This is a genomic window from Bdellovibrio bacteriovorus (genome assembly GCF_001592755.1).
Classification (GTDB): Bacteria; Bdellovibrionota; Bdellovibrionia; order Bdellovibrionales; family Bdellovibrionaceae; genus Bdellovibrio; species Bdellovibrio bacteriovorus_E.
Window position 1 is genome coordinate 23,466 of record NZ_LUKF01000016.1, and the last position, 16,094, is coordinate 39,559.

General features: G+C 45.7%; 15 protein-coding genes. 3 read left to right on the top strand and 12 right to left on the bottom strand.

Features of this window, described 5'->3' with window-relative positions:
- Positions 1 to 21 precede the first annotated feature (21 nt).
- On the top strand, positions 22 to 792 hold the full coding sequence (locus AZI85_RS09780) for a lysophospholipid acyltransferase family protein (RefSeq protein WP_063243908.1): 771 nt from the start codon (positions 22 to 24) through the stop codon (positions 790 to 792).
- Here AZI85_RS09780 and AZI85_RS09785 read toward each other — a convergent pair.
- The 12 genes from AZI85_RS09785 to gpmA form a co-directional block, all read right to left on the bottom strand.
- Entirely contained in the window at positions 789 to 1,511 is a 723-nt protein-coding gene (locus AZI85_RS09785) for a phosphatase PAP2 family protein (protein ID WP_063243909.1), read from the bottom strand. The two genes, AZI85_RS09780 and AZI85_RS09785, sit on opposite strands and share 4 nt — an antisense overlap.
- On the bottom strand, positions 1,511 to 2,071 hold the full coding sequence (locus AZI85_RS09790; protein WP_063243910.1) for a phosphatase PAP2 family protein: 561 nt from the start codon (positions 2,069 to 2,071) through the stop codon (positions 1,511 to 1,513). Before AZI85_RS09790 ends, AZI85_RS09785 begins: the two co-directional genes overlap by 1 nt.
- 9 nt (positions 2,072 to 2,080) lie before the next feature.
- Positions 2,081 to 2,731, bottom strand: coding sequence for a hypothetical protein (locus tag AZI85_RS09795; protein WP_063243911.1), 651 nt, complete (start codon positions 2,729 to 2,731; stop codon positions 2,081 to 2,083).
- Complete coding sequence (locus tag AZI85_RS09800; protein WP_063244331.1) at positions 2,732 to 3,355, bottom strand: DUF3943 domain-containing protein; 624 nt, start codon at positions 3,353 to 3,355, stop codon at positions 2,732 to 2,734.
- 238 nt (positions 3,356 to 3,593) lie between these two features.
- A complete protein-coding gene (locus AZI85_RS09805) occupies positions 3,594 to 3,779 on the bottom strand; it encodes a hypothetical protein (RefSeq protein ID WP_063243912.1) in 186 nt (61 codons plus the stop codon).
- A gap of 13 nt (positions 3,780 to 3,792) precedes the next feature.
- Positions 3,793 to 4,224, bottom strand: a complete 432-nt coding sequence (locus tag AZI85_RS09810; RefSeq protein ID WP_063243913.1) for a hypothetical protein — start codon at positions 4,222 to 4,224, stop codon at positions 3,793 to 3,795.
- Between the two features lie 103 nt (positions 4,225 to 4,327).
- Positions 4,328 to 5,569, bottom strand: a complete 1,242-nt coding sequence (hutI, locus tag AZI85_RS09815; protein WP_063243914.1) for an imidazolonepropionase — start codon at positions 5,567 to 5,569, stop codon at positions 4,328 to 4,330.
- Between the two features lie 92 nt (positions 5,570 to 5,661).
- Positions 5,662 to 6,804 (bottom strand): EF-hand domain-containing protein, encoded by a 1,143-nt coding sequence (locus AZI85_RS09820; protein ID WP_253720936.1) that lies wholly within the window; start codon positions 6,802 to 6,804, stop codon positions 5,662 to 5,664.
- Positions 6,805 to 6,839: 35 nt separating this feature from the next.
- On the bottom strand, positions 6,840 to 7,805 hold the full coding sequence (locus tag AZI85_RS09825) for a prepilin-type N-terminal cleavage/methylation domain-containing protein (protein WP_081110973.1): 966 nt from the start codon (positions 7,803 to 7,805) through the stop codon (positions 6,840 to 6,842).
- On the bottom strand, positions 7,802 to 8,293 hold the full coding sequence (locus AZI85_RS09830; RefSeq protein WP_063243915.1) for a hypothetical protein: 492 nt from the start codon (positions 8,291 to 8,293) through the stop codon (positions 7,802 to 7,804). The genes AZI85_RS09825 and AZI85_RS09830 overlap by 4 nt, the downstream gene beginning before the upstream one ends.
- Positions 8,290 to 11,043, bottom strand: a complete 2,754-nt coding sequence (locus AZI85_RS09835) for a hypothetical protein (protein WP_063243916.1) — start codon at positions 11,041 to 11,043, stop codon at positions 8,290 to 8,292. The genes AZI85_RS09830 and AZI85_RS09835 overlap by 4 nt, the downstream gene beginning before the upstream one ends.
- A 137-nt stretch (positions 11,044 to 11,180) precedes the next feature.
- The gene (gpmA, locus tag AZI85_RS09840; protein WP_063204622.1) at positions 11,181 to 11,927 is read right to left on the bottom strand and encodes a 2,3-diphosphoglycerate-dependent phosphoglycerate mutase; all 747 of its coding nucleotides are present in this window, start codon (positions 11,925 to 11,927) and stop codon (positions 11,181 to 11,183) included.
- Between the two features lie 152 nt (positions 11,928 to 12,079).
- On the opposite strand from gpmA, the gene AZI85_RS09845 reads away from it, so the two are divergent.
- Both AZI85_RS09845 and odhB read left to right on the top strand, forming a co-directional pair.
- A complete protein-coding gene (locus tag AZI85_RS09845; protein ID WP_063243917.1) occupies positions 12,080 to 14,791 on the top strand; it encodes a 2-oxoglutarate dehydrogenase E1 component in 2,712 nt (903 codons plus the stop codon).
- A gap of 22 nt (positions 14,792 to 14,813) precedes the next feature.
- Entirely contained in the window at positions 14,814 to 16,079 is a 1,266-nt protein-coding gene (gene odhB, locus AZI85_RS09850; protein WP_063243918.1) for a 2-oxoglutarate dehydrogenase complex dihydrolipoyllysine-residue succinyltransferase, read from the top strand.
- Positions 16,080 to 16,094 lie beyond the last annotated feature (15 nt).

Below are 16,094 nucleotides of genomic sequence, written 5' to 3' on the forward strand. Positions count from 1 at the left end.
TCAGATGGACGTTATTACATCATGAAGAATTTCTTGCAGAAACCCAACGAAAAAATTTTTGGTCTTCGGAACCTTGACCGAGACACATTGATTTTTCGCGTGCTGCCAAGATTCCTTCTGGAGATTCTGCGCAAGTACTTCCGCCTAGAGATCACCGGCGCTGAAAACATTCCTCGCCGCGGTCCTGTAATTATCGCTCCCAATCATTCGGGGTACACCGGCTTTGACGCTTTTCTTTTAGGTCACATCGTGCAAGAGGAAGCTCGCCGCGTTCCCCGCGTTTTGACCCATCACTTTTGGTTTTTAACGGAAACAACGGCCATTCCCGCGCAAAAGATGGGATTCACGGAAGCCACTTTTGAAAATGGAATGAACGCGCTAAAAAAAGGAAACGCCATCGTGCTATTTCCTGAAGGAGAGCAAGGCAACTTCAAACCGACTTCCGAGCGTTATCAGCTTCAAGAGTTCAAGCGCGGTTTTGTGCGCATGGCCCTAGAAAGCCAATGCCCTATTGTACCCGCAATCATCTTGGGTGCAGAAGAAACTCACATCAACTTGAAGAAATTGAAATTTACAAAATTTTTAAAGGGCAGCGTCATTCCGTTGCCGCTAAATATTGTCCCGCTACCAGCAAAATGGCGCATTCATTTCTTAGAGCCCATTTATCTTCCCTACAAACCAAGTGCTGTGAATGACTCGGAGCTTGTGCATGAAATTGCGCAAGATATTCAAGAAAAAATGCAGGTCGCAATTAAGGAAGAACTTTCTAAACGCGGGAATCCATTTCTTTAAAATTCCATCGTAAAACTAAGGCCTTTGGTTTCCCCATCTAAAATCGGCATGACAGTCATAAAACTTTTTCCGGTATTAAGAGCCGCGGCCCGCCCCCAATAAATTCCTAAGACAGCTCCCGCGACAACATCGCTCGCCCAATGGATGTTTTCATTTACGCGCGATACTCCAATGAATGTAGCAGCCAGATAAGCCGGAATCCCCGCTTTATAACCATAGGCGTATGCTAAAGACGTCGCTGTCGCAAACGCCGAGGAAGAATGTCCTGAGGGAAATGACAGTCGATCGCGACCACTAGGACGTTCCCGATTCACGATGAAAGCTGTTGTGATATGCGTGGCTGCAGTAAGCATCAACGCCTTGCTATGAGCAACGCCATTGATCGGATCCAGCGCCAGTTGCAAAACAGCGATGGCGATGCCAGGTCCCCCACTGCCCAGGTAACCACCCATATCTGCGACGTTGGAATCCATCCATTTATCGTCTTCTCGAAGATTGTGCAGATAAATCGTGCGGTCGTATTGCTTAGCCGCGGCGACAGACAGAGCCCCACTTAAAAGAATCATCTGCCCGCCGGTATCAAACGAATTCACGATAGTGGGTTTCAGTTCATTTTCCCAAAAGTTGCGCGGCTCTAGCACTTTGAGGTTTTCTTTAACATCTTGCCCATTTGATAGGGAAGCCGTGAAGAACACTAACAGAGAAAGAAGGTATCTCATCACACACCTCTAGCTCTTTTGCTAATGAATCGAATAAGAACAGAGAAAGCTTTTCCGAGCAAAAGACCAAGAAGTGCCCCCGCAATCACATCCCCTGGAAAATGAACACCGCAATAAATGCGCGAATAACCCATTAAGATCGCCAGAGGATATAGCAAGTACGCCGTTCGGGGATAAAATGAAGTTACAAAAGCCGCGACGGCAAAAGCATCAGCGGCATGACTAGATGGAAAAGAGAATCCTCCGGCCGCGGGGCCTCGTAAGATCACCTCTTCAAAAAGATTTGAATTTAAAGGCCGAGCTCTTTCGAAAATATCTTTTAAGAACGATCCCGATAAAAAGTCAGCAGCACTGGCCGCTACGCCAGAACCCAGAAGAACGCCAAGTCCTCTCCATCTTTCTTTATAAAAAATCGCGATCAAAAGAAGTGGCAACACAATGTAATAAAAAACCGAGCTCTTAAAAAAGTCCGTCCACACGGGAAAGAAGGCATCAAACCACGAGTTCGCGGTCGTGTTGTTGATCAGATGAAAAAGCGCGTGATCTAATTTTTCCAACATAAGCGCTCCTTAAAATGCCAAAATTCCGACGGTCCAACTCAAACTGTAGATGTTTGAGTTGTCCGTCCTGGAGCTAGAAGAAACAACCACAGGCACGTCTCCATCCATGCGGACGTCATCTTCTTGCTCTAAAGATTGAATCGTGAAGGAAATCTCTGAAAACCAAACTTGGCCTTTTTGGGTTTTATTTAATAATCCCCAACCAATGCCCGCCACGGGCCCGTCAAAATGGATTCGGCTGACTGAAGGATCCGACACATTCGCGGGAGTATCTCCGTTTAAAAAAATCACCGTCGGCGCTCGTCCGATAAAAAGGCGTGCGTAAGGCATTCCCCACTCGGGAGTTTCAAGATCTGGAATCTGTGCTCTTAATCCCAAGGTGAAAAGCGTGTCCCACACTAAATAACTGCGCACACGATTGAATTTAACGTTCGCACTCCACTCCACCGCCCATTGGGGATGAAAGACGTAAAGCAAATCCGTTTTTAGGTTGAGTCCTAAACCGGCGTCATCGCGCTCGTGCTTTGAGATATACACGGAAGAATTCAAACCGCCACCCGCAAGAAGATGAATCCCTTCACTCCAATATGACGGAGTGAATTCGTCCGCGAAGCTGGGAGCAGAAAATAAAATCGTGAAAAGAAAGATCCACTTTTTCATCTAAAACCCCACAACAACTTGCAAGCCGACAGAGCGATCTGAGACTTGCGGAAGGGCTGCGATGTTTTCGGGATGATTCGGCAGCAAAGTGAACGGATTTAAAATGTAGCCTAAAGACTTTAAAGCGACGGAATCTTTGGCGCGGAAATAAGTACTTAAGCGCTCAAACCCCATTCCCACCAAAGTTCCATAGATGGGAGTTTGATAGATATCTTGAATGCTGGGTTTTTCAGTGTAAGTTTCGACGGCAAATTCAAAAGCGAGTGACGACAAAAACGTCCACAAAAAGGCGTCGGTCTGTTCGTAACCTCGATAGCGATAATAAAGATAATAATAATTTCCCGAAAGTGCGTGCTTAAAGATATTGAAATCAAAACTGTCTTTATCAAACTCGGGATGCAGAGGATAACTGAAGAAATTATCCCAAGACCCATGATCCGTGATCGTGTCTTTCTGAGTGATCAGATAGACCGTCCACTGCGCACCATAGACAGCGGAAAAATCTAGGACCTTCTGCTGGAAAGTAATTCCAGCAGAGGTGTTATCTTGCGAGGGATTGGCGAAAACCAAAGACGCGCTGAAAAGAACCGCGAACAAACTAAGAACATGAACTCGGAAGTTCATAAAAAGCTCCACGAACCACATGAAAAACAAACTCGTGGGCCGAACTAACTATTTAGAACCTCTAATATTTTCGACCTCTAAGTATGTATGTGATTACTTACTTATATGTCCGCAGATTACACCCAGTTGAAATAAGTAATCAAGCAATTACTTAAAAATTAAGCAGTGGGGGCCGAACTAAAGAAAGAAATATCGAACGCAGGAACGACTGTGTTGGGAAATACACGAAAAGATAAGACTATTGCTTACGTTTATCCGGAACGTCTTGAGCGACGACGTTAAGAATGTTGTGCCATTTTGAAACAAGCACACCTGGCTCATCAGAGTTGCGACTCGCTAACTGCTTCACTAGCAGCGCCGAGAGTCCGACGGCGATGGTGAGGAGGAGCACGTACTCCACCACGATTTGACCACGTTTATTCATGAATTAGATAGTATCACACTTCCGCAAGAGCTAAAGCAGGAGCTGTGACAGCTGGACGCCAGTTTTCCATTGTGAGACGCAAAGTCTCTATCAAAAGATCTAGGTTTTCATCCTCGATAGGTCCGCGAAGCCCAATGACAACATCATCGTGCCACTTCTCTACTTCCAGTGGGCCTGGCTTTGCGACGGCGCCTTCGAAAGAAAGAACAAAGCTATCTACCGTGGGATAAACCATCACGAGGATGTTCGCTCCCGATGCTTTAGAAACTTCTTTGGCTTTAGTCATCTCCGCACCCAACTTCTGTTGAATCAGGAAATAAATTTTCAAAGCCAGAGCTTCATGAAACTGAGCAAAATAAATGCGAACGGGACCATCAAAGATGGCACTGTTAAAAGCAGGATTAAAATACTTCGACTGCATTAAAGTGGTGTATGACGATCTCATGTTGTAGCTTCCCCTCCACGACACAGCTCAAGACTAGGAAGAAATGCAGTGTTTATTCAAAGGAAATTTTAAGAATCTTAAATTTTCTGACGCAGCAGATTATTTAAAGACTACTAAAAACCTTCTTTCCTCTCGAAAAAACCATCTTCTTCGGCGCATCCCCCACGCTGTAAAATAGGGTTCGCCAATCCTTCTCGATGCACAAAATATCAGCAGACTTCCCGACTTCAATAGAACCCACCTCTTGCTGCAGATTCAAAGCATGAGCCGCTCCGACGGTGTACGCCCCAATGACTTCAGGAAGTGTCATCTTCATTTCTAGGCGTGCTAACAACCCCACAAGATTCAAATCCTGCGTGGGTGAAGTCCCCGGATTAAAATCAGTCGCTAAAGCCACGCGTGCCCCTGCGGCGATCATATCGCGGGCGCGTGGATAATTTGTTTTTGTATATAGATCGGCTGCGGGCAAAAGCACGCAGGTCACTTCTGATTTCGCCAAAGCTTGAATTTCTTTGTCAGTCACTTGCAAAAGATGGTCACCTGACAAAGCTCCTAAGCGAACAGCCACATCACTGCCTCCACTTAAAGACATCTGATCTGCGTGAATCAGAATTTCAAATCCCATCTCTTGAGCTTTGCGCAAGTACGCTTCGGATTCCGCTTTCGGGAAAAATCCTTTTTCAATAAAGACATCCACGCGACGAGCGAGCTTCTTCTTTTTAACCATCGGCAAAACTTTATCGCCCAAGAAATTTAAATACTCTTCATAGGTTTTAAATTCCGGCGGGAGTGCATGCGCTCCTAAAAATGTGCAAACTGTGCGCAGATTTTTAATCGCGTTCGCCGCTTCCAGCATTTTTAGTTCATCTTTTAAGTTCAAAGCATAACCGGATTTGATTTCCACCGTTGTCACACCTTGAGAGATGAAGTGGTTTGCTCTGTCCTGCCCCTCTTTCGCAAGTTCAGAAACTTTCGCGGACCGCGTTTTCTTCATCGTCGATAAGATACCGCCACCGCGCGCAGCGATTTCTTGATAACTGACACCTTGATTGCGCATTTCAAACTCTGCGGCGCGATCGCCTGCAAAAATCAAATGCGTATGACATTCCACAAAACCTGGCAGGACCGTGAGTCCCTTCATGTCGATTTCTTTTAAGTTCTTTTTTCGGGACCATTCTTTTGGAAGTTTTTTATGCGGCCCCACCCAAGCGATACGGTCCTTTTCAAGCAGTACGGAAGCGTTCGTTTGGATACTAAGATCTTCTTCTTGCACGTGACGCCCGCCTTTTGCGGAAGCCCCTTGCAATGTCAGAAGTGTGGAAATATTTTTTAAAAGAATGCCCATGGTTTATTCAAACACATGCACGCCTAGGATCAAGCAAAAATAAAAACGGCGCCCGTAGAGCGCCGTTTCACCATCTTAACTGTAATAAAATATTATTGCGGAGAGAACCACATATCGATGATGGATCCCTGCTTCTCTTTGCCTTTTTCTACAAAGACAAAGGTGCTGCGCTCACGCGCCTCTGCTCGAGAACCAAACGGTGTCTTCGCGGTGTCGTCGTATTTCAATGAAATCGACTTGATGCGCGACTTCAATGGCACAAGCTCGGAAGCTTGCGATTTACCATCACCGTTCTTATCAAACCACAGAAGAAGTTTTGCAAAGTCTTTGTCGTTTTTGTCGATCACGCCGTCGCCATTAGAGTCAAACTCTCGCAATGCTTCGAAACCGTTTTTAAACTTCTCACCTTCGTTACCAAAAAGCTCGTCGGCTTTTGAGATCTTCTTATCGCCATCACGATCAATAGCCACGAAAGCTCCCGGAGCCTTCTTTTCCGGCCATGATGTTTTGCCTGAAGGGTTCAGAGGGAACTCTGAATGACCTTCAAAACGAGGACGATTGTCGTCGAAGAAGACCATTAATGGAGAGAAATAACCACCGCAGTACCCGTTTTCTCCAGGGAAGAAAGCAGAAATACTGTATTGGCGACCGTCTTTAGATGAACTTGTATAAACGCTCGCAGAAAGAGGACCGTCAGTCCCCATGTATTCTTGTCCTGCTTTTGGTGCATGCGTCTGCCTAAATGCAGTACTATGAAGCTTCACATCGAAATCTTCACTGATATTCCCCTGTTCATCCACTGTCGTAGTCACGGAGATTGGAACCACCATGCGCACGCTGTTGCCGGCAAAAGAAGCCGTCACGCCTGGAGAAACATTCGCTCCGGTAATATCAGTAACCGTGTCATTCCCCGCATTAGAGACAACATCGGATGGATATTTTACGGTGAAAGTTTTAATGGTTCCCTTGTCATTGATAGCGACATTGAACTCAACAGTTGCGCCCCTTGCAATCGGATTTGAAACCGAGCGAAGATTTGTACCAAAACAAGTATTCGTAATATTTATGGTGATGGAATTTTGTGCCGCTCGAGTCACTTGCCCGGAAAGCACGACACCTTGGAAACCGGCGGTGCCACCCACGCCGGAATTCACGGCTGCGGGTTCTTGTTCCGCATGTGCGTAAACCCCGATGCCGAATAAAAGTGGCAGTGGTAGCCATCTTCTAAGAAACATACAAGCCCCCTTGTTTTCCCCTTAACGAGCCCCTACTATTTACCCACGTCTTGTGGGCGAATAATTTGGTAATAAATCAAAGAATCACGTGCGTTGTTTCTAGAGAAGACAACTCTAGTCACATCGGCTGCGAACAACTGACCCTTGGAAAACGTATTATTCATATAAACGGATCGCAAAAGATTGACTGTCTTCGTTTTCGGGTCTCTCTCTAAATAATACTTGATAATATTCACGGCTTTCAAGCGCACAAGAGGAGCGGCTCCCCCCATCGGCGGTATATCTCTTAAGAACTTATCTTCGTCGTTAATCGTCTCATTCGGATACAAAGGATGAGTCTTATTTAAGAAGCCCGTGAGATTGAAGGGAGTCAGTCTAGATTCCCCTGGCGCGTTTACAATTCCCACGAAAATCGGTGACCGGGCTGGCACATTGTAATTAGGTCCCGTCGGTGTCATTTCGCGAACGGCCGCTGGAGAATCCAACATCAAAATTGTGCCCACTTGCCAGAAGCCTGGATTCGATTTTAAAACTTCGTTTCCTTTATTCAAAGATCTGAAAATCAAAGCCGCTTCTTGATTGGCACTTGTCGGAAGAGCCCCTAGGTCATAAGCCAATGCTGGCGTGTACATCATAGTCCCCAGCTTGTCGTTGGACGTCATGAAGACAAATTCATTTCGACGGCCAAACTCTAACGTCAACTTTCTGGGAGCATCAAACTCTTGGTCTCCACCAGAATCCGAAACATAGTCGAAGAAGCGAAAGCCTGTATCGTCGGGAATCAACACATTATTGAAAGAAGGCTCAGAGTATTTGAGATCCTTCAGAATCATACGCTCCGCGATGATGTTATCAACCTTGTCTTCGATCTCATTAGTGATTTGATCCTTCGTCTTTGCCGTGAAAACAAAGAAAGAGGCTGCAACCATCCCCATGATCCCGAGGAGGGCAACACCGACGACCATCTCTGCTAATGAGAAACCTTTTTGATTTAACTTCATTGTGAGTTCACCACGAACTGATAATCTTGAAAACCATAGTTTGCCGGATTGCTAGGAAGGCTGCCATCACCTTGAGCCTGAGACCAATCTTTATGACTCATTCTTACCGTTACTAAATACAATCCCTTAAATTCTGGTGATGCTTGAACTACGAAACCATATCTCCCCGGGCATTCAGAGCATTCTTTCGCCGGCAAAATCTTACCATTTCCCCAGGCCATAGGAAGTTTATCCAAAGCCAGAGCCTCACTGCGTGACTTGTCTGACGTGGAATAGTTAATCTGATACATACGAACATTGGGACGGATATTTTCAATCACGTCGTTAATTTGTTTGTACAAGGAATTCTTGGTTCCACTTTCTTTCGCAACCTTACGCATGTTGATTGTTCCTGAAATAAAGAAGGAACCAACCAGAGTGATCATAGCCATTCCAAGCAGGGATTCTAAAATAGAGATACCTTTTTGATTCTTGAGCTGCGACATCATATGCCGGACTCCCGCGAAATTTCTAAGACATAAAAGTGAACAAGACGGTTTTTACAAGTCGTCGCTGTTCCGGTCGAACTTGAAAGACCACAGTCTGGGTCTATGGAAGTCCAACGGAATGGATCAGCCTTCGAACGAAGAGCGATCGAGTTACAGCGATATAGATTTGCCACATTCAACATCGAAGGATAGGGATGCCATACGGGATAACGAGCAATCGTCGAACAATCCTGCCCGTTCACACCTTTAAGCACACGCGCTTGGCGCAACTCATAAGTGGACATCGGATGATAAATCGTGCTCCAACGAATTCCTTCGTTGTAAGCCGTGTCGTCGATTTCGATACCATTGGTTACTATAAAGCTGCCGATAATGCGAAGGGCTGAGTTGCGTGGTTCGATAACTAACTTTTCACAAGTGAAAAAGCCTGTTACGAAATTCGCTGTGTTCTTAATAATACAACGACGAGCTATGGACTTCACGATGAATTCTACTTTTGAAAAACTCCCCGACTTGTACGAGTTATTACCATCTAAAACAAGGTCGGCCCGCTCTTCATACTTGTCTGTGAAGGCCCAAGAGAATTTCGAATTCGGCGCAAATGAAAGCCCCCAGTCACTCAATCCGAAGGCTGAGTTTTCTGGAGTTTTGCATATTATGTCGTAGTTTTTATAAGCGTTTTCATTCGGAAGTTCCCCACGCCATTGACCATATTGGTCACCAAGATACTGAGATCCCTTAATTGCCGTACCCTCACGATTGAATTGCAAAGTACCTACGTTATTATTAGACCAGGGTCTCAGAGAATACTTTTTATAATAAGAAACGTCGTATGCCTCTAAGCGCATATTCAAAGAAAGCGGATTGCCGTTACTATCAAGCAGCATCTCTTCATTTTCGAAAGACACTTCAAGATCGCGGAATGAAGCATTCCCTGTGTTTGTCGAGTTCGGGTTGTTAGGGTCTTGAGGATATTTTAAAGTGATATGGACTTTGGGTTGAATACCTTCTTTAGATTTAACCGCCGCCAACTGTCTTTCGTAAGTCGTAATTTGCTCTGTGGCGCGAGCGAGATCGATGTTTTTAAGCTCTTTCGCGCGATTGAGCTCACGAATCTGTCTTTTGATGTCTTCGATACGATCTTCAAGACGAGCTACACGGTCTCGATCTTTTTTATCACGCGCTTCCCGTAAATTATCTTCTGCTTGCTCAAGATCTCTGTTTGCACGAGCCAACGCATTTTCAATGTCTCTGATATCCTGATCCACTCTTTCTTTGGCAAATTGAGCGTCTGCTAATTTACGTTTGATAGTGTCTTTTAAACCGGAAAGATCAATTTTAGGCTCGAGGGTCACAGTTCCGTTATCTGGAAGCTCACCCAATACAACAACCGACTGCCCAAAACTCATTGTGAACTTCGCGACCGCCTCTTCTTTCTTCGTCAAATTGAAGGCATTCAAAATACCACGGATTGCGTTCGGCGCATCGACCTCACCCGTTTGCGGATTGAATCGGTTTTTATCCGTCATACCTAGACGGTATTGGTGTTTACTCCCCGTATTTCTAAGAATCTGACCACGTAGCTGACTATTGATCGTGCTTTTCAAATCATATTTCGAAAGATTGTACTGAACACACTTTTTAAGGTCTGAAGGATCCACAGTGTCGCCACTGGTTTGAAAGCCTGACAGAAAGTCTAAACCGATGTCGCGCGCGCCATCCAGCTCAACCCCTTTTTGAAAGCCACCAAACTGGCGGATGTTAGCCCAAAACTGATCTGAGTCGGCTCCCGCGCTTCGAGGTTGAAACTCGGCATTCTTACGAAGTACCGGACCTTCACCTAAAATGATCTTATCTTTGAATGTCACCGGAGTATAAACCGTATCAACACCTTTTTCGTCAGATTCCAAGTCGGGTGCCGCAGGTAAGCGAACCGCTCCATTTACAAACACCGGACTTTCAAAAATAAGTCCTGGAAATCTTAAACGATCATTTCTAGAAGAAAATTGCTTTAGCGCTGCATCCCCTTTTGCTTCAGGAACACCGGATCTATTCTCTTTATCTAAGTGAAGATCACCAGCAACGAGCAAAGCAAAGCTTCCCACTTCGCGAGGATATACACCGATTTTTGAAGTCGTCGTTAATTCACTGCCACCGACAAGAATCGGCTTTCCTGAAGCATCCAACAAACTTATTTTGACCGTCAGATAAAGCTCACGGCCATATTCAGGAATAACGCCCCGATTATCACGAGCAATGTCGATGCGAATCGCTTCCGTCTTATAGCCCTTCAACTCAGACACGATTTTGTAAACAGGATGAAGAGCACTGAAAGTTTTTAAGTTGATCGTCTCACCAAATCGAATCAAGGGAGCTTTTTCTGGATTTGTAACACCAGCCAAACGCAAAAAGTTCACCGTCTCGGACTTCATCAACATACGCTCGATAGAGCGCGGATGCGCAAGCACTCCGTTCATATTATCGCCGCATTTTTCCGGCATCCAGTCTTTAGAAAAACACCAGCGCTGTTTGATACCAAACAACGTAAAGTCCATCATCGAATGCAATGCCAAGCGCGCGGTGATGATGGAAGCGGTCTTTGTAACTTGTTGACGATGTTTGATGACTTGAGGAGATAAGAAATAAAGCATAACACCCACGACACCAACGGCGACGAGGGCTTGGACAAAGGCGCTGCCTTTGTTATTCGGCTTCAAGATAGAACGTTCTAGCCAGAAGAGTGGTTTCATGGCGAATCTCCTATCTGTCCATATCGACACACAGGATATCAAACTTAAGATACAAAAGTCCGGTAGGTCCTCAGTTTTACCTGACTTTCACTCTTAGTGATTCACTCTGAAACACTCCCCGTTTCGATTCGGGAATGCTACTTCGCTTTCCCTTGGTTGGCGACGGCTTCGATAGCCGCTTTCACTTCTTCAGGGTCCCCGATGAACTCCTTTTTCAGGACCTTAAAGTTTGCGTCCAACTCGTACATCATAGGAATACCCGTCGGCATATTCACTCCCATGATTTCATCGGGAGTCATACCTTCAAGATGTTGCATCAAGGCACGCAAGCTGTTTCCGTGCGCCACGATCAAAACATTCTTTCCCGATTTGATCGTTGGAGCGATCGTGTTGTTCCACAAAGGTAAGAAACGCGCGACCGTATCTTTCAAAGACTCTTGGCTTGGCAGAATTTTTGGGTCCACATCTTTATAACGCGGATCATGAGAAGGATGGCGAGGATCGTTCACATCCATTGCTGGAGGCGGAACATCATAACTACGTCTCCAAATTTTCACTTGGTCTTCACCATGACGAGCCGCGGTTTCAGCTTTGTTCAAACCTTGCAGAGCTCCATAATGACGCTCATTCAAACGCCAGTCTTTGTGTACTGGAAGCCACACTTGATCCACTTCATCCAAAACGAAGTTCAGAGTTTTAATCGCTCTTTTGAGCATACTTGTGTAAGCGATATCAAAGCTAAAGCCTCTATCTTTGAGTGCTTTCCCGCCTTTTAGAGCTTCGGCTCGACCTTTTTCTGAAAGATCTACGTCTTGCCATCCGGTAAAACGGTTTTCCTGGTTCCACACACTCTCACCGTGTCGAATTAGAACTAACTTATACACAGTTTAAACTCCTTCAATTTACATAGAAAAAGAGCTATCATGGCAGGGCCTTCTTTTACATCAAAAGCTTGTGATATCGCCGCGCATTAAGGCGTGTCAAACTCCCAAGATTTTGAAAAATTAGCAGGCGTCTAAAACGTGGAGAAAACACCGTGAACAATAGCAGTGGCATCAATCGCGCCAACCTTGAATACATTGAACAGCTTTACGCAGATTTCAAATCCAATCCGGATTCGCTTGCCGTTGAGTGGAGAAGTTTCTTTGAGGGAGTCGAGTTTGCTCAAGAAGGCAAATTCGGAATGTCCGACAAAGAGCTCGCGGTTTTTCAATTGATCCAAGCTTATCGCGCTGAAGGCCACACAGAAGCGAACTTGAATCCTCTTTACGCTCCGAAAGAAAGCGAATTGCTTTCTTTGAAACGTTTTGGTTTGAGCGAAAAAGATTTGTCAGCAAAATTCCAAGTCGGATCTTTGATTGGCAAACAAGGTGCCACACTTTCAGACATTATCGCGCAACTTAAAAAAATCTATTGCGGCACTTTGGCTTTGCAAGCTGCCGATGCTTCTCCCAAAGAAGTGCAATGGTTGCAAACAGAGTTTGAAACGGCGAACGCCGGCAAACTTTCTTTGGATGACAAGAAAAACGCTTTGTCTTCTTTGACGAAGGCCGAGACTTTAGAAAAATTCGTGCACACACGCTACGTGGGTAAAAAACGTTTCTCTGTGGAAGGGGCCGATTCCATCCTTCCAATGATGGACACTTTGGTGAACAAAGGCACAGGCCTGCAAGTTCAAGAAGTTTTCGTCGGCATGGCTCATCGTGGTCGCGTGAACATTCTTGTGAACTTCTTCGGTAAAGGTGAAGAGTACGTTTTCGGTGACTTCAACGGACCGCTTGAGTTGGCGGAACCGGTTGAAGGTTTCGATGGCGACGTGAAGTACCACTTGGGTTATGTCTCTGAAAAGAAAACAGCCAATGGAACTTGCAAAGTAACGATGGCTTACAATCCTTCTCACTTAGAAACTGTGAATGCGGTTGCTGTCGGTATGGCTCGCGCGGCTCAAGATACTTTGGGTGACAACACTCGTAAAAAAGTAGTTCCTGTTCTTATTCACGGTGACGCGGCTTTCGCCGGTCAAGGTATCGTGCAAGAAGTTTTGCAGATGGCGGGAGTCAAATCTCACACTGTCGGCGGAACTATTCACGTGATCTTGGATAACCAAGTTGGTTTCACAACAAACGGCTTTGATACACGTTCGACTCGCTATGCTTCTGATGCGGCGAAGATGACTTTCACACCGGTTCTTCATGTGAATGGTGACGATGTTGAAAGTGCCGTGCGTGCGATGGACATCGCTCTTCGCTATCGTCAAGAGTTCGGCAAAGACGTTGTTATCAACCTTATCTGTTACCGTAAATACGGACACAATGAAGGTGACGAGCCTGCGTTCACGCAACCACAAATGTACGAGCTCATCAAAGCTCACCAAACAGTGCGTGAAATCTACGGCAAAAAACTTGTCGCTGAAGGCAGCTTAGATCAAAAGTTTATCGACGATCTTTACCAAAAAGCGATGGATCGTTTGCAGTCTATTTTTGAAGAAACAAAGAAAACACCGCCGAAGCTTAAAAACTTCAAATTCGAAGGTCCTTGGAAAGGTCTTCGTCGCGCGACGGATGCGGACTTTGAAAAACCAGCGAATACAAAATTCGATATCGGCACTCTGAAAAAGATCGGTGAAAAAATCGGTTCTTTCCCAGAGGGTTTCACTCCTCATCCTAAATTGATCAAACTTCTTGAGGCTCGTAAAAACATGGGCACAGGAAAAGATCCTATCGATTGGGGCATGGGAGAACTTCTTGCTTACGGGACTCTTCTTCACGAAGGTTCTAGCGTTCGCTTGACCGGTGAAGATTGTGTGCGTGGTACGTTCACTCACCGTCATGCTGGTATGTATGATTTTAAAACGGGCAAAGCTTACTTCCCGCTGGCGGATTTAAATCCAAAAGCCAATTTGCTTGTGGCTGAAAGTATTCTTTCAGAATACGGCGTACTTGGTTTTGAGTATGGCTACTCAAACCAAGATCCTCGCTCGCTGGTTATGTGGGAAGCGCAGTTTGGTGACTTCGTGAACGGTGCCCAAATCGTGATCGACCAATACATCGCGGCGGCTGAATCTAAATGGCAACAAATGTGCGGTCTTGTGATGCTTCTGCCTCACGGCTATGAAGGGCAAGGACCAGAGCATTCTTCCGCACGTCTAGAGCGTTTCTTACAACTGGCAGCGCAAAACAATCTGCAAGTATGCAACTTAACGACTCCAGCGCAGATCTATCATGCTCTTCGCCGTCAAATGCACCGCGATTTCCGCAAACCACTTGTCGTGATGTCACCGAAGTCTTTGCTTCGTCACCCACGCGCGGTTTCCACTTTAGAAGAGCTGGCTAACGGTCAATTCCAAGAAGTGATTGCGGACACTGTTGATAAATCCAAAGTGGATACAGTGGTGTTTGTTTCCGGCAAACTTTACTACGAGCTGTTGGAAGAAAGAGAAAAAACGAAAAAGGACAATATCGCTTTAGTTCGCCTAGAGCAGATCTATCCTTTCCCTGCAAAACAAGTCACTGAAGTTTTGAAGTCTTATCCAAAGGCAAAAACTTTGATCTGGGCCCAAGAAGAACCTAAGAACATGGGGGCTTTCCAGAATGTGTACTTCAAGTTTGTCGACGTGGTTGGTAAAGCCGGCATGAAGCTGGGCTTTGAATATGCGGGTCGTCCTGAGAGATCTTCTCCGGCGACAGGTTCTACGTACCGTCACGCGATTGAGCAGGCTGAAATTATTAAATCCATTTTTGGCGCCTAAGGCGCAGTTTAGGACTTTGTAAATGAAACAAGAGATTAAAGTTCCTACGGTTGGGGAATCCATCACAGAAGCAACCATCGGTAGCTGGACAAAAAAATCCGGCGACTTCGTAAAGCGCAACGATGTTTTAATGCTGCTTGAAACAGACAAAGCCAGTGTTGAAGTAGTCGCTGAAAATGACGGTGTCTTGACTATTCTTCCAGGCAGCGAAGCTGGTGCCGTTGTAAAAATCGGTGCGACAGTAGCTACTTTGGATACTGATGCAAAACCTGCAGCGGGTGCTGCGGCGGCTGAGCCTGCGAAAGCAGAAACAGCTCCGGCGCAAACTCAAGCGGCTCCTCAACAAGCAGCTTCCACAGGTAAAGATGCTTCTGCGCACCTTTCCCCTGCTGTGCAAAGAATTGTGACTGAAAAAAATCTAGATCCTTCTTCTATTCAAGGAACTGGTAAAGACGGTCGTTTGACGAAGGGTGATGTTCTTGAGGCGCAACCTCAAGCAAAGGCTGCTCCGGCAGCAGCCCCTGCGAAGTCCGCAGCTCCGCAAGTTTCTGCAGCTGATGTGATGGCTGCTCGTGGTCCTTCAAAACAAGGTGATAAAAAACTTGTGGCGATGACGACGATCCGCAAACGTATCGCTGAAAAACTAAAAGAAGCACAAAACACGGCCGCTCTTTTGACGACTTTCAACGAAATCGACATGACGAAAGTGATGGAGCTTCGTGGAAAATACAAAGACAAGTTCAAAGAGAAATACGGCTTGAACTTGGGCTTTAACGGCTTCTTCGTAAAAGCCGCGGTTGAAGCATTGAAAGCTTACCCTGCAGTAAATGCTTGGATCGCGGGTACGGACATCGAGTACCACAACTACTACAACATCGGTATTGCGGTATCGACGGAAAAAGGCTTGATGGTTCCCAACGTGAAAGATGCTGACACTCTTTCTTTAGCGGGAATTGAAATGGCGATCCGTGATTTAGCAACAAAAGGTCGCGATGGAAAAATCACTCCAAATGATTTGGGTGGCGGTACCTTCTCGATCACAAATGGTGGTGTGTTCGGATCTCTTCTTTCAACTCCGATCCTGAACTACCCTCAATCCGCTATCTTAGGACTTCACAAAATCCAAGACCGCCCTATGGCGATCGACGGAAAAGTAGAAATCCGCCCTATGATGTATGTGGCATTAACTTACGACCACAGAATCATCGACGGGAAAGAAGCCGTCAGCTTCCTTGTTAAAATCAAGGAACTTGTCGAAGATCCAGAAAGACTTTTACTAGAAGTATAATCAAACAAAAAAGGC